Below are 13597 nucleotides of genomic sequence, written 5' to 3'. Positions count from 1 at the left end.
GAAGCCAAACGCATCGCCGATCGCTTCGAATGGCATTACACGCCCAAACACGGGTCCTGGCTGAATATCGCCGAATGCGAACTCAGCGTGCTCGCCCGCCAATGCCTGGCCCGCCGCATCCCTGACCAAGCATCGTTGGAAACCGAAGTCACTGCCTGGTTCCAAAACCGAAACAACGCACAGACAAAAACCAAATGGCACTTCACTACTGAGGATGCCAGAACAAAGCTCCTCCACCTATACCCGCAAATTGACTGAATCACGGGACTAGGGCGCAAATAGCGCGCTCAACCACAGACCCACTATCCAAGCGGTTTCGACCCCGGTATCCTAAACCATCACTTGTTGAAAGTTGCTCCATATGCCCCACCAAACGTCCCGCAAAACGACCCACGACGCCGAAGAAGATGTTCGCAATCAGGACATCCAGATTTACGTAAACGGCACCCTGAAACACCGCTCGGAAGCGATGGTGTCCGTCTACGACAGCGGCTTCATGCTAGGGGATGGAATGTGGGAAGGCCTGCGGCTTTACAACGGCACATGGGCTTTTTTCGACGAGCACATGGATCGCCTTTTTGACTCTTGCAAAGCCGTCTCTCTCGACATCGGAATGACGCGCGCAGACATCCACGACGCGCTTCAGATGACGGCGAAAGCCAACATCATGACCTCGAACGCGCATTGCCGCCTGATGGTCACACGCGGTGTCAAGGTGAAGCCCTTCCAACACCCGTCGCTGAGCCGCACAGGCCCGACCGTCGTCATCATCATCGAACACTCCAAACCGGCGGAAACGGTACAAGCCAAAGGCATCCGCCTTGCGACAGTCCCGCAGGTGCGCGGACTGCCGATGAGTCAGGATGCCAAATACAACAGCCATTCGAAACTGAATTGCGTCATCGCCTGCCTTCAGGCCGAACAAGCGGGCGCCGACGAAGGCCTCATGCTTGACCCGCATGGCTTTGTGAACACCACCAACGCCTGCAACTTTTTCATCGTCCGCAAAGGGGCTGTTTGGACTTCGACCGGGGACTACTGCATGAACGGAGTGACGCGTCAAAAGGTCATCGACCTGTGTTACATCAATGATATTCCTGTTTTTGAACGGAACTTCTCGCTTGTGGATGCCTACGGCGCGGACGAGGCCTTCCTTACAGGCACCTTCGGCGCACAAACCCCGGTTGCGGAAATTGACGGAAAACCCATCGGCGAAAACGGAGGCCGTGGCCCCGTCCTTGACCGCATCCGCGCGCTTTACAAAGAGATGATCGCGAAGGCTACGACGTAATCCAGCCCGGCAATTTGGCCGAAACCCGCCCTGTCACAGCTGCCTCAGCGCATGCCTGAAGGCCTCCAAACCGCACTTTGCGGCCCGAAAGACCGAAGGCGTAATGCGCATATTTGCCAGAATTCGTCATCAGGACTTTCGTGTTCGCCGGAAACAGCGGCTCAGTGATCGAGCACCAGCAAATGTCAGGCAAAAACTGCACGCCTTGATTTTCCAGACCGTCGACGATACCCGCATCGCGGGCCGCCGCAAGAACCTCTCGTCCGATGGTTACGATAGCATCAACACCCTCCAAAATCGCGCGACCCTTAAGCAGATCGGCCAACGCGCGTACCTCGGAAAGGGACGCGTGCGGAGACCCGATTGCCACTAACTCCACCGCCTCTTCGCCCGCGTTCAATTCCCGCCAAGCATTCCCGAAATCTACCGCGCCCAGCCTCACTACGTCTGCATCTGGCGCGGGCGAAATTGCCCCCTCCGGTGTAACGCCCCGAATATGCAACATCGGCGCGCCCGCGGTCGTGCCAAAAGCCGCACAAAGCGCCTTCAAGTCGTCCTCGCTGGGCCGGGTGTCTTCCAAACCAACCAAAAGCGGCACCCGGCCCGCAGACGCTTTCCCCGTCAACCACCCAAGCAAAGGCCAGAACGCATCATCCACATCGTCTGGCACCGAAACTTCAACAATACGCCGCGGCATCCTCCCAGAATTCGTGTAGACGCCCGAAACCGCTGCCCGCCCGGTCAACGCGATACATAAATCAAGGTAGTCTGGATGCTTGGGCGTGCGCGCACCCAGCACCGAATTTGCATAGATCACCGCATTGGATTCAGACCAACCCACGCACTCGCCGCGCCGGGGGCGATCCTCAAGCAGATAAGGCGCGCACGTAAACGTCGGACGCGCCCCCATCTGCACATAGGCATCTGCCAACCGACTGGCACGATTTCCAAAATCCTCTGCCACGCCTTGTGAAATCCAGTTCTCGCGATCCACCGAGATCGCATTGATCGTTGTCGGGATCGCCACTTTCGCGCCCATCTGTGCCATCTTCTCGGCGAAGATCAGGTTGGCCGAATGCGCCAGAATACAGCCATCAATATGCCCGCGCGTGACGTCCATCAAAGCCGAAGCCCCTTGTGCGACGCCCATGAGACAGACAATCTCCATCGCCGTCTTTGCCGCCGCCCCCGACACCCCGTCCAGTACAGCGCGATCCGCGCCCGTAAGCGCCAGCCGCTCGACGTCGGCCCGTTCAAGTGCCAAGTGCAATCCATCCCCGTTCAACCGCCCGGCGACAAGTCCAGCCCGCCGGCTGCGCGCAAGCGCCGCGTAGGCATCAGATTGAAGCCGCAAAACTGTTATGGGCCGCGCGAATATTCGCTCTGACACCAATGCCCCAAGCGTCAGCACTTCCTCATCATCCGAGAAAACCAAAGCCGCCGGGGCAAGACCGTTCAACGCTAACTCAAGCAAAACTCCGCTGCCACTGCACGACCCGCGCGAGGTCGGCATCATCAGAACATTGCCGGTCACACAGGCCCCATGCTGCGGATGATGCGCGTCAATGATGATACCTGTTTCGGGATCAACGCCGCCCCAAAAGCTCAAACCCTCGGTGCAAACCAGAACCGCGCCTTCCGCGTCCCCGCCAGCCAAAAGAATCGCCGCTTCAGCCACGGAAATTAGCGCAATCCATAACGCGCAACGTGCTCGGCCAACGCCGTCACCGCCCGCGATTGCGCACCGGCAATCGCGCGGTATCCGCCAGCCACCAGATAGGGCACAGAGATTGAAAACCCCAGTGCGCGCTCAGGCTGTTCTTCATCTTCGGGCGCAACAAAATATTGCCCCGTCGCGATAAACGTCCCATTGGCCCGCGCCACAAAGATATTGACCCGGATATCCACCGTCGCTTCCGGAGCGCTTCTGAACGGCCAGGGATCCGGCGCTACACGCGCCTGCGTTATCGTCCTTAATGCCTGTGAAAGCCCAAGCGTCACGGCCCGCACCTGATCATCAGCCCAAAGCGTGTCGGGGCTTTCCACAAGCCTTCCATCCTCCGTTTCCGTCACTAAAAACTCGGCCGCAGCATAGCTCGGCAAAGAAACCTCGCGTACCGATACGGACGTGTACCGAATACCGATCCGTTCCGCAGGGACCGCCGCCTGCCCCAAAAAGCGTGTGGCTTCTCCACCTGAACTACAGGCTGCAAGTGCCAGCGAAAAAGCGATAATAAAAGGCAAACGTCCGAGGTTCATGTCAACGTCCTATAATAACTGAGTTCGGGCGGCGCTCCAGCGCACGGCTCAGGCTTTCAAAGGCCTTCGCCGCATTTCTGATGTCGCGCAAAGAGGCACGCGCCTCGCGGCTCAACTCGGAATTCTGATCCACACCCGACAGCGTGTTTTCAGCCCGCTCCACCAAAGTCTCGATGCGCACGGCAAGGGACGGCAATCCCGCAACGGCCGTCTCTATTGCCGCCGCCGCCGTTTCCGCCGACGCCAATGTCTGATTCAGATTGCGAACCGCACCGCCTTCACGCAACTCCAAAATCGCTGCCTCGACCTCGGCCAACGCCGTGGCTAACGCCCCTGGCAAAGCCTGTGTGTCTTTTGACGCAAACAGCATTTCCGCCGAGGCCAGCGTCTCGTTAACCTGTGCAATCATTGTCTCAACCGGCAATGACGCCACACGATCTGACAGCGCGGTCAGGGATGTCAGCAACTCCGGCACGCCCGCCACGCTTATCTCAATCCCTGTCGCAGCCGCCGTCGCCGAATCGACCGCGCCCTGCAATCGCGCCACCAAATCGGCTTCGCTCAAACTTGCCGTAACGATCCGCATGTCGGCGGCTGCCAACTGCAATTCTCCGACCAGCGCCGACACCTCTGCCGGCAAAGTCTGCAATTCCTGCGAGCCCACCAAGCCGCGCACATCGCCGATCAACCCACGCACATCGCCCGGCACCTGTCGCACATCTTCTCCGCCCACAAGCGTCTCGGCCGCATCCAGAAACCCGATAGCGCTCACTAGCAATTCCTCGATGGGCAGCGCGTTTATCCGCTGAAACACGCCTTCAGCGGTCGCCGTCATATCCGATATCTCGCTCTGTGCGCTGGGCAAAATCGGATAGGGTTCCGCCGATAGGTCCATCAGCTCAATCGGCGCATCCGGCACCTCAATCATTTCAACCTTCAGCCCGCCGGTCAAAATTGTGGCCGTCACAAGCCGCGCACGCAGCCCCGCATCCACGCGCTGTTCAAAGTAGTCCAAAGGGTCATCAAACTCCGCGACATCCAGCGACAACCGCGAGGGAAGAAGCGCCAAAGTTGCCAGCAATCGAACCGCGTCGTCGCCAAAACGATCCTCGTCCACGATCCCGCGGATGCTGGACACTTCGCCGATCCGAACGCCCTCCAACTCGACCGGAGCCCCGACTGCCAAACCGCTAAAGTTTTCGCGAAAGACGACCGTCAGATTTAATTTTGTGCCCTCGCTTGTATCGAAAAGGCTCGCCCGTGCGCGCCCCTCATCGGCAAATAGTCCAAATGCCGCACCGTCCAGGGCAGGTCGTCCACCCGAGACAATTGTCTCAAACGCCACGCCGCCGCCGATCAGGGACGCAAGGGATGTGAAGTCCAACTCCGCCCCGCCCGTACCAATGGAAAAGGTAAACCCCGACGTGTCCCAAAACCGTGTCGCTGTCGTGATGATCTTACCGTAGGGCTCGAAAACAATGGCGTTGGCTTGTGCGTTCACGCCGTCGTCAGACAGCCCCGGCTTGCCAATGCGACCAACTTCTATGCCCTTGTAAAGGATTGGCGCGCCCTCGCTTAGTGCCGCACCCGGACTGGCATTGAGCATAATCCTCAAGCCTGCCTGACCGCCCGCCGCCAAGGGGGGGTCGCCCAGCGCCTCATGGCGCACCACAAGGCCATCCGGCTCGCCGTCCCAAGCTCCTTCGATGTAGACGCCGCTTAAAACCGTATCGAGCCCCGTCACACCACGCGCCGTCACTTCAGGCCGGATGATCCAGAATTGCGCATCCGCATCGACAAAAGACGCGATGTCTTTGTCCAGCCGCACTGTCGCCAGCACGCGATCCAGATTGTCCGAAAACGCCACATCTTCGACAAGGCCAACGTCGACGTCACGATATCGCAAAACCGTCTCTCCGGGTGACATACCGGCCGCGCTTTGGAACGAAATTTCGATCACCGGTCCGCGATCCGAATAAGACTGCCATGCCACGCCCAGCGCCACCAAAAGCGCGGCCATCGGCACCAGCCACACCACGGACGCGCGCTCAAACAAAGACTGGCGCACCGACTGCACAGGGATCTCTGGAGGTTGGTCCGTCACTCGCGTCCCACCTTATCAATTTCAATACCGTCCCAGATCATCCGCGGATCAAACGCCTGTGCCGACAACATGGTGAAGATCACCGACAGAGCAAACGCAAGACTGGCAGGCCCGGGCTGAATGGCCGCTACCGCGTTTAGCTGCACCAGTGAGGACAAAATAGCCACCACGAAGACGTCGATCATCGACCAGCGGCCAATGTATTCGACAATCTCGTAGGTGCCATGGCGCGCTTGCGGTGACGCGCGCGAAATGCGCCTTACACTCAAAGCAAGAAAAGCGATGCTAACAAATTTTCCGACCGGGATCACAACGCTCGCCACTAGGATAATCAAAGCAATCCCGCATGAGCCATGCGCCGCTAATTCCACGGCCCCGCCCACAATCGTCGAGCTTTCGGTATGCACCAAGGTGCGCGTTTCCAGCATTGGATAGATGTTGGCAGGCACATAGCAAATCAGACCGGCCAACCACCACGCCCAGACCCGTTGCAGGCTGCGGCGCGACCGCGAAACGACACGAGACCCACAGTTCGGACAGACATCCGTGCCCATTGGCCAAGCCCGCGCACAGGTACGGCAGCCAACCAAGCCCGCATCGCGGGCGGTCAGGACGGGGTCTGTGATGCCAACGCGTTCCATACTGACCAACTACACATGAACTTCTGCTGGATCACAATGAGCACCGTCAGAACGGCAAACATCCAAAACGCCGGCCCAAAGGTGACTTGTGCCAGCCCCGCAACCTTCACCAGCGATACCGCACAGCCAATGGCAAAGACTTCCGCCATCGCCCAGGGACGCATTTTCTGTGCCACCCGAAACGCCGCGCGCGCGCCCGGCAAGGCGGGTCGATCCAGCATGATCGGCGCCAATACATAAATTATGAGCCCCACTCGCAGCGCCGGGATCGCAAGGATCATGGCAATTGTCGCGACCACCAGAACCGTGAGGATACCGTTGGAAAAAGCATAGGCGATGTCCAAAACAGACGCCGCATTCGCCACTCCCCCCGCCTCGATCCGCAAAAACGGAAATACCGCCGCGCCGATGATCAAAATCATGGTCGCTATAGCCAGTGCGACGATCTGCAACGCCGCCTTCGCCCGTGGAGCCGCCAAAACCGTGTGACACCGCGCGCAAACTGCGACTTGCCCCCGCTCCGGCTGACGCACCTTATACAGAGCATCACACTCGGTGCAGACGATCAGTTCGCCCAGTTTTGAGGTGTCTATCATGTCGCTTTATACCGCAGCACCGACCGGTTCGCCAACGAGCGTGAGATCACGGCGCGATCACGCCTTTCTTCAGGATGATATTGCCGTAAAGGCGCGACTCGCCGGTCTGCACAGCGGCAAACGCCTTGCGCGCCAAATCGTAAAACGCAAACCTCTCCACCTTGGCAATCGGCGCGGGATGATCGGCAACACTGTCGATGATTCGCTGAAATTCGCCCACAACGGGTGGCAAGCCGTACGTGTCCTCGACCATCTGCATCACCAGCGCCGGGTCTGGAACGAAGGCATCCAGCGGCATCAACGTCAGCACAGCCTCAAGCGCGTCCGTCGCCGATATTCCATCCATCCAGTAGCATTGCAGCCCCATCGACTGGACCGGAAATTTGCGTCCCCCGGAACAATCCGTGTCACCATGCCCCATCGCCTGAAGCGTCCAAAGCAGATCGGGTGAAAGGATATTTGGTATATTGCGTAACATGCCGTTACTTTTGGGTTAATACTGTCAAAACACAATCTGAAACCGCGCCCCGGCGTCGCTTGGCTCAAGCGTAATCTCACCGCCATGCGCCAACAAAAGCGACTGCACAATCGCCAGCCCCATGCCCGTGCCGCCTGCATCACGGCGGGTGGTAAAAAACGGCTCAAGGCACTTGTCGCGGTTGCCCGTCGAAATCCCCGGCCCATTATCCGAAACCGTCAGCACAGCCCCCTCCGAAAACGCCCGTCCCTCAATCCAGACGCGGCCCGCACCGGACGCCACCGCGTTGTTCACAAGATGCGTCAGCACGATGCCAAGACCGGTCCTCGACAAAGGAAACGCCACATCGCCGCCCGTGACATCCACGATGATCTCAGCTTCGGGCAAAGGCACTGCCCGCAGTAGTGTCTCGCCATGATGCATCGGCGTGCGCGCCGCCGCGATCTCGCGCGCGGCCGCCAAAAGACGCTCAAGGCGAGCTTCGGCTTGGGAAATCGTAGACACCAGCCCGCGCGCCTCAGCCGACATATTTTCTTCCGACGCCAGCAACTCGGCCGCGCCCCGAATGGCGGTCAAAGGTGTTTTCAACTCATGCGTCACGTGGTCCGCATAAGATCGCACTGCCAACTCGCGCGCTTGCAAAACCTCGGCCATATCAAGCACCGCTTGCCCCAGATCGCCAATTTCAGGTGTTCCGTAGTGCTCCATCGGTTCGGCCACGCCGCCACCCCGGATCACTTCAGCGCGCTGCGCCAAGCCTTGCACTGGGCGTAAGATCAAACGCCACAACAGCCAGCCTAGCACCAAAGTCGCTCCGAACGCCCCGACCGCAACGGTCAAAAGCGCGCTCCCTGCACTTAATCCCGGAGCCAGAACGTCTACGACTACCAAGCCAAACACCGGCAACACCAGCACGGCCAACAACGATCCGCCTAGGACCAGCATCAAAGGCGGCCGCCACTTTACTCTCAGTTTGCGCCGCACGGGCCCATCCTCAATCCAACGCCATGCAGCGTATCAATCGCATCGTCCAACCCCGCATCGCCCAACTTCGTGCGCAAATTCCGCAAATGGCTATCAAGCGTGCGATCCGACACCATCATGCCGGGTCCCCAGATTGCATCTACTAACTTCGGTCGCGAAAACACCTGAGCGGGCCGCGCCATCAGCCGCGAAAGGATCGCTATTTCCGTCGCCGTCAATTGAACCGACACCCCGTCTACACGACAAACATGTGCCTCAGCCGACAGCGAAAGACGTCCACGTACCAAAGCCCGCGCCTTTGGCACAACAGCCTTCGTGCGCTTCAAAATAGCACGGACACGGGCCACAAGCTCTCGCGGAGAAAACGGCTTCGTCACATAGTCATCGCCGCCCATTTCAAGCCCGAGAATACGGTCAACCTCGTCATCGCGTGCCGTCAGAAACAGGATCGGAACCTCGGATTCCCGCCGGATTGCACGGCACAATTCAAGCCCGTCCATCTCCGGCATTCCAATATCCAGAATGGCAAGATCAGGCTCGCCCACCTGGGTCTCACGCAGGCCTTCAATGCCATCACGCGCCAAATTCACACGAAAACTCGCGCGCTCTAATGCAACCTTTAAAACATCCCGGATCTGAGGGTCATCATCGACCACCAAAATCGTTGCGTCATTCATTCAACACTTCTCCTCGCGCGGGCAGCTTATCTGCGGATGTGCCGAGGCGCGAGGGGATGTGTCACCCCGGCCACCCGCCTTACTCTTCACCAGACCTACCATCAGACTGGTGCAAGTGGTCGCGACGAAATGTGCAGAACTCGTGCAACGCATCCGGCGCTTAAGGCGCCACCAAAGCAAATCGCAAATCCAACGTCCGGCCCGCAGCCCCGCGTAAATAGCAGGCCGCACGTATCGCGCGCTGCATAAGACGCTCATTCTCAGCGGCCGCTTCGGCGTCGCACTGCGTGACAATCTCTGCTCTAAGCCGAAGATGCGCCGCATCAATCCAGTCCGGACCGCCCAACGCACGTCGCAACTCCAGATAGATGTCAAAGCCAAGCTGCTCCCAAGCAGCGGCCTCTTGATAGCTGCATGCCTCAAGCATAACTTGACACACCCTAAGCGTCGTTCCGATACATCCAAGTGGCTCTCGTGTGGTTTGAAGACATGCGACTATTCGGGCGCGCTTTGACGCGGCCTTCTCAGCAGTCACCTCAGAATGAACGCTTCCGAATTCTTCCAACGTCAGCGGCTCGGCCGTCGCGCCTGATGACAGGAAACAGGCCACGGCGGGAACAGCTAAGAATAAGGCGATTTTGCGCATGTTCAGACCTCCTGAGATCCGCTTAACATGCGCGCGCCCGCGCATCAAAAACAACAGCCCATGAGCGAGAACCTCGCGCCCCCTTTCCGACACCGCACGACCATCCTATAAGCCCCGCAAACCAAAACCCCAGAGGCCAGACATGCGCAGCGCCACCATCACGCGAAAAACCGCAGAAACCGATATCACCGTCGAGATTAACCTCGATGGCACCGGCTCTTACGACAACCAGACCGGCGTAGGCTTTTTCGACCACATGCTTGACCAACTTGCTCGCCACGCGGTGATTGACATGAAAATCCGCGCAAGCGGTGATCTGCACATCGACGACCACCACACAGTTGAAGATACCGGCATCGCGCTGGGTCAGGCTCTTGCGCAAGCAATGGACGACAAGCGCGGCATCCGTCGCTACGGAAGCTGCCTTTTGCCAATGGACGACGCTCTTGTGCGCGCAGCCCTTGATCTGTCGGCCCGACCCCACCTTGTGTGGAACGTCGCCCTTCCGACCGCGAAAATCGGCAGCTTTGACACTGAACTGGTGCGCGAGTTTTTTCAGGCGTTCGCGACCCATGGTGGCATCACGCTGCATGTGGACGCTCTGCACGGGTTGAACAGTCACCACATTGCTGAAGCCGCCTTCAAAGCGGTCGCGCGGTCGTTGCGCGATGCGCTCGAAGTTGATCCGCGCAAGGCGGACGATGTGCCTTCGACCAAAGGTGTGCTCTGAATTCGACGATGTCGCGAGGGGCAACCCCTCGCGCTCACCGGAGTATTTTAACCAAGAAGAAAGACAAACAGGACATGCTGACCGTCCTTATCGACTATGCTGCCGGCAATCTTCATTCGGCCGAAAAAGCCTTTCAGCGCATGGCGCGCGAGGTTGATGCGGGCGATGTGCTTGTGTCGGATCGCGCCGAAGACATTGCGCGCGCAGATCGCATCGTCCTGCCTGGCGACGGCGCGTTCCCTGCTTGTATGTCCGAACTTAAAGGACAGACCGGGCTTTATGACGCATTGATTGAAGCTGTCGAGGTGCGGGCGCGGCCCTTTTTGGGGGTTTGCGTCGGCATGCAGTTGATGGCTAAGGCAGGCCATGAATACGAGGAGACAACCGGTCTTGGCTGGATCGACGGTGAAGTCGGTCGTATCGCGCCGTCTGATCCGACCCTAAAAGTGCCACACATGGGATGGAACGATCTGGTGATCGACACGCCCCATCCGGTGCTGGCTGGAATTGCCACAGGCGACCACGCCTATTTCGTTCATTCCTATCAGATGCAGGTGGCTGACCCAGACCAGCTTTTGGCCCATTGCGAATACGGTGGCGCAATCACCGCAATTGTCGGCACAGGGACCATGGTCGGCACGCAATTTCACCCCGAGAAAAGCCAGTCCGCAGGTCTGCGGCTGATTGCTAACTGGCTGACATGGGCCCCTTAGGTGCTGCGTTAACCATTTGCGCCTGCGAACGCATGCACCGACGTTACACCGACTTAGCACCGACATAGCGTTACCGCTTGTTTTCATCCACTTAGGGCTGAAACCTAAACAAGCGCTACTTGCGCGCTAACTAGTTCACGCGGGTCCAGGTCTGTCCACGGCAGATGCCAAATACACAGCCCTAAACTTCAAGGATCGGTCCTGAAAGCTCCATTTTCGAGCTGTAAACCTTGTCGCGATGCGGAGCCCAGATCTTGCCGCCGCTATAGGCGCCGCCTCCGTCCGCTTCCATATCCCAGATCATCTGCTTGCCGATATTGGCGCTTTCAATCTCGGCCCCTGATCCATCAAACGCCTTGCGGATAACCGCGCAAACATTTGTTTCACAGGCGCAAATCTCAACATGTCCAAAGTTCCCCTCATCGCCCGGTTGGATTTTGTGGGTGCCAAGAACGGCATCCTGAGCAAATGCCGGAACCGCGATTAAAATGGCGATCACAACCAAAGTGGCGCGAAGTCTCATGTGATGTCCTCCCTTGACTGCGGGGAGCCTGCCAAGGTGGCGAGGCGTCAGGCAGGAGTGACGTTCGGTCCCTTGCCTCTTGCCCCTTGCGTCAAGCCGGGGCATGACAGCGCCACCCTCAAAACGGAGCGCATGTCCGATGATCCTCTACCCCGCCATAGACCTCAAAGACGGCCAATGCGTCCGGCTTTTAAAAGGTGAAATGGACGCCGCAACGGTTTTTAGCGACAACCCCGCAGCGCAAGCCCGCGCCTTTCAGGACGCCGGAGCGCAGTGGGTGCACCTTGTTGATTTGAATGGCGCATTTGCCGGAGAACCCGTGAACGGGAACGCTGTCGAGGCGATCTTATCAGCGCTTGATGTTCCGGCGCAGCTTGGCGGCGGTATCCGCGATATGGCCACGATTGAAGCCTGGCTGGCCAAAGGGCTAGCACGCGTGATCCTTGGCACGGTCGCTGTCGAAGACCCCGACCTTGTACGGGATGCTGCAAAGGCCTTTCCGGGGCAGATTGCGGTTGGACTTGATGCACGCGAGGGGCGCGTTGCAACTCGGGGGTGGGCGGAAGAAACCGACATTCAAGTGACTGATCTCGCGCGTAAATTCGAAGACGCCGGAATCGCCGCGATCATCTACACCGACATAAACCGCGACGGCGCTATGGCTGGCCCCAACCTACCTGCGACCGAAGCCCTCGCCCGCGCCGTTGATGTTCCCATTATCGCCTCTGGTGGTGTCTCCTCGATGGCAGACTTGCGCGCATTGAAGGCTACTGGCGTGATCTCAGGCGCCATTTCGGGCCGTGCATTATACGATGGCGCAATTGATCTGGCGGAGGCTCTGACGATGCTGGATAACAAGTCTCCTCTGCGCTAAGACAGCCCCATGTTGAAAACACGGATCATCCCCTGCCTCGACGTGGCCGACGGCCGCGTTGTGAAAGGTGTGAACTTCGTTGACCTCATCGACGCGGGCGATCCGGTTGAAGCCGCAATCGCATACAATGAGGCCGGAGCGGACGAGCTTTGCTTTCTGGATATTCACGCAACTCACGAAAATCGTGGGACAATGTATGATCTTGCCACGCGCACGGCCGAAAAGTGCTTTATGCCACTGACCATCGGTGGCGGAGTGCGCACGGTGGACGATGTGCGCAACCTTCTGCTCGCCGGAGCCGACAAGGTCAGCTTCAACTCGGCGGCAGTTGCCGACCCAGGCGTCGTCTCACGCGCCGCTAATCGCTTTGGCAGCCAATGCATTGTGGTCGCCATCGATGCGAAAACCGTCGCGCCGGGACGTTGGGAAATCTTCACGCACGGAGGTCGCCGCGCCACTGGAATAGATGCTGTGGATTTTGCGCGAACCGTGGTCGCCAAGGGCGCAGGCGAAATTCTGTTAACGTCGATGGACCGCGACGGCACCCGCGCGGGCTTTAACCTACCGCTTACCCGTGCGATCTCGGACGCGGTGCCGGTGCCGGTCATTGCTTCGGGCGGTGTGGGCACTTTGGACCATCTTGTCGAAGGCGTCACCGAAGGCCGCGCCAGCGCTGTCCTTGCCGCCTCGATCTTTCACTTTGGCGACTACACCATTGGCGAGGCCAAAGCCCACATGGCCGCCGCCGGCATCCCCGTGAGGCTGACATGAGCGCAATCGAGAGACTGGCCGCAACCATCGAGACCCGCAAAGGTGCGGACCCTGCCTCTTCGTGGACCGCAAAACTCTTGTCGCAAGGCCCTGACAAAGCGGCAGAAAAGTTTGGGGAAGAAGCCGTCGAAGCCGTTATCGAAGCGGTCCGCGGTGACCGCGAACGTCTGACGGCCGAAGCCGCTGACGTACTGTATCACCTGCTTGTCATGCTGGCGGCACGCGATGTGTCACTGGCTGATGTTTTGGCCGAGCTTGAGCGCCGTGAAGGCACCTCCGGCATCGAGGAAAAAGCGTCTCGCCGCTGATC

Annotated in this window: 17 protein-coding genes; 7 read left to right on the top strand and 10 right to left on the bottom strand. The window is 58.9% G+C overall.

All coding sequences use genetic code 11. The features are described from left to right. The coding region (locus AC221Y_RS02670; RefSeq protein WP_486706740.1) for a transposase at nucleotides 1–258 on the top strand (258 nt) is incomplete at its 5' end. A 103-nt stretch (nucleotides 259–361) separates the two neighbouring features. Continuing rightward, on the top strand, nucleotides 362–1291 hold the full coding sequence (locus AC221Y_RS02665; RefSeq protein WP_299754153.1) for an aminotransferase class IV: 930 nt from the start codon (nucleotides 362–364) through the stop codon (nucleotides 1289–1291). Here the strand turns inward: AC221Y_RS02665 and lhpI are convergent. From lhpI to AC221Y_RS02620, 9 genes are all read right to left on the bottom strand, one after another. Further along, entirely contained in the window at nucleotides 1281–2969 is a 1689-nt protein-coding gene (gene lhpI / locus AC221Y_RS02660; protein ID WP_299754155.1) for a cis-3-hydroxy-L-proline dehydratase, read from the bottom strand. The two genes, AC221Y_RS02665 and lhpI, sit on opposite strands and share 11 nt — an antisense overlap. 5 nt (nucleotides 2970–2974) lie before the next feature. After that, a complete protein-coding gene (locus AC221Y_RS02655) occupies nucleotides 2975–3550 on the bottom strand; it encodes a PqiC family protein (RefSeq protein ID WP_299754157.1) in 576 nt (191 codons plus the stop codon). A gap of 1 nt (nucleotide 3551) precedes the next feature. Beyond that, nucleotides 3552–5654, bottom strand: coding sequence for a PqiB family protein (locus AC221Y_RS02650; RefSeq protein WP_299754159.1), 2103 nt, complete (start codon nucleotides 5652–5654; stop codon nucleotides 3552–3554). Continuing rightward, complete coding sequence (locus AC221Y_RS02645) at nucleotides 5651–6295, bottom strand: paraquat-inducible protein A (RefSeq protein WP_486706739.1); 645 nt, start codon at nucleotides 6293–6295, stop codon at nucleotides 5651–5653. The genes AC221Y_RS02650 and AC221Y_RS02645 overlap by 4 nt, the downstream gene beginning before the upstream one ends. Next, nucleotides 6262–6891: a paraquat-inducible protein A gene (locus AC221Y_RS02640; protein ID WP_299754163.1), complete on the bottom strand. Its 630-nt coding sequence runs from the start codon at nucleotides 6889–6891 to the stop codon at nucleotides 6262–6264. Before AC221Y_RS02640 ends, AC221Y_RS02645 begins: the two co-directional genes overlap by 34 nt. 46 nt (nucleotides 6892–6937) lie before the next feature. Next, nucleotides 6938–7369, bottom strand: a complete 432-nt coding sequence (locus tag AC221Y_RS02635; RefSeq protein WP_486706738.1) for an RbsD/FucU family protein — start codon at nucleotides 7367–7369, stop codon at nucleotides 6938–6940. Between the two features lie 24 nt (nucleotides 7370–7393). Further along, nucleotides 7394–8353, bottom strand: a complete 960-nt coding sequence (locus tag AC221Y_RS02630; RefSeq protein WP_486706737.1) for a sensor histidine kinase — start codon at nucleotides 8351–8353, stop codon at nucleotides 7394–7396. Beyond that, nucleotides 8338–9030: a response regulator transcription factor gene (locus tag AC221Y_RS02625; protein WP_299754169.1), complete on the bottom strand. Its 693-nt coding sequence runs from the start codon at nucleotides 9028–9030 to the stop codon at nucleotides 8338–8340. The genes AC221Y_RS02630 and AC221Y_RS02625 overlap by 16 nt, the downstream gene beginning before the upstream one ends. Before the next feature lie 160 nt (nucleotides 9031–9190). Next, on the bottom strand, nucleotides 9191–9676 hold the full coding sequence (locus AC221Y_RS02620) for a hypothetical protein (protein WP_299754171.1): 486 nt from the start codon (nucleotides 9674–9676) through the stop codon (nucleotides 9191–9193). 142 nt (nucleotides 9677–9818) lie between these two features. Between AC221Y_RS02620 and hisB the strand changes: the two genes are divergently transcribed. Together hisB and hisH are read left to right on the top strand one after the other, a co-directional pair. Next, nucleotides 9819–10406 carry an imidazoleglycerol-phosphate dehydratase HisB gene (hisB, locus tag AC221Y_RS02615; RefSeq protein ID WP_299754173.1) on the top strand — a complete coding sequence of 196 codons (588 nt, stop codon included), beginning with the start codon at nucleotides 9819–9821 and terminating at the stop codon, nucleotides 10404–10406. 74 nt (nucleotides 10407–10480) lie between these two features. Then, nucleotides 10481–11119 (top strand): imidazole glycerol phosphate synthase subunit HisH, encoded by a 639-nt coding sequence (gene hisH, locus AC221Y_RS02610; protein WP_299754175.1) that lies wholly within the window; start codon nucleotides 10481–10483, stop codon nucleotides 11117–11119. A gap of 181 nt (nucleotides 11120–11300) precedes the next feature. On the opposite strand, the gene AC221Y_RS02605 is transcribed toward hisH, so the two are convergent. Then, nucleotides 11301–11642: a DUF2147 domain-containing protein gene (locus AC221Y_RS02605; protein ID WP_299754177.1), complete on the bottom strand. Its 342-nt coding sequence runs from the start codon at nucleotides 11640–11642 to the stop codon at nucleotides 11301–11303. 139 nt (nucleotides 11643–11781) lie between these two features. Between AC221Y_RS02605 and hisA the strand changes: the two genes are divergently transcribed. Genes hisA through AC221Y_RS02590 form a run of 3 tightly spaced genes read left to right on the top strand, consistent with a single transcriptional unit; the run spans nucleotide 11782 to nucleotide 13595 of the window. After that, on the top strand, nucleotides 11782–12516 hold the full coding sequence (gene hisA, locus AC221Y_RS02600; protein WP_299754179.1) for a 1-(5-phosphoribosyl)-5-[(5-phosphoribosylamino)methylideneamino]imidazole-4-carboxamide isomerase: 735 nt from the start codon (nucleotides 11782–11784) through the stop codon (nucleotides 12514–12516). Nucleotides 12517–12525: 9 nt separating this feature from the next. After that, entirely contained in the window at nucleotides 12526–13287 is a 762-nt protein-coding gene (hisF, locus tag AC221Y_RS02595; RefSeq protein ID WP_299754181.1) for an imidazole glycerol phosphate synthase subunit HisF, read from the top strand. Beyond that, complete coding sequence (locus AC221Y_RS02590; protein WP_299754183.1) at nucleotides 13284–13595, top strand: phosphoribosyl-ATP diphosphatase; 312 nt, start codon at nucleotides 13284–13286, stop codon at nucleotides 13593–13595. Before hisF ends, AC221Y_RS02590 begins: the two co-directional genes overlap by 4 nt. Nucleotides 13596–13597: the final 2 nt, after the last annotated feature.

Source organism: Boseongicola sp., assembly GCF_057460485.1.
The sequence above is the reverse complement of the archived record's forward strand: the minus strand, read 5'-3'. Positions and strand labels throughout refer to the sequence as shown.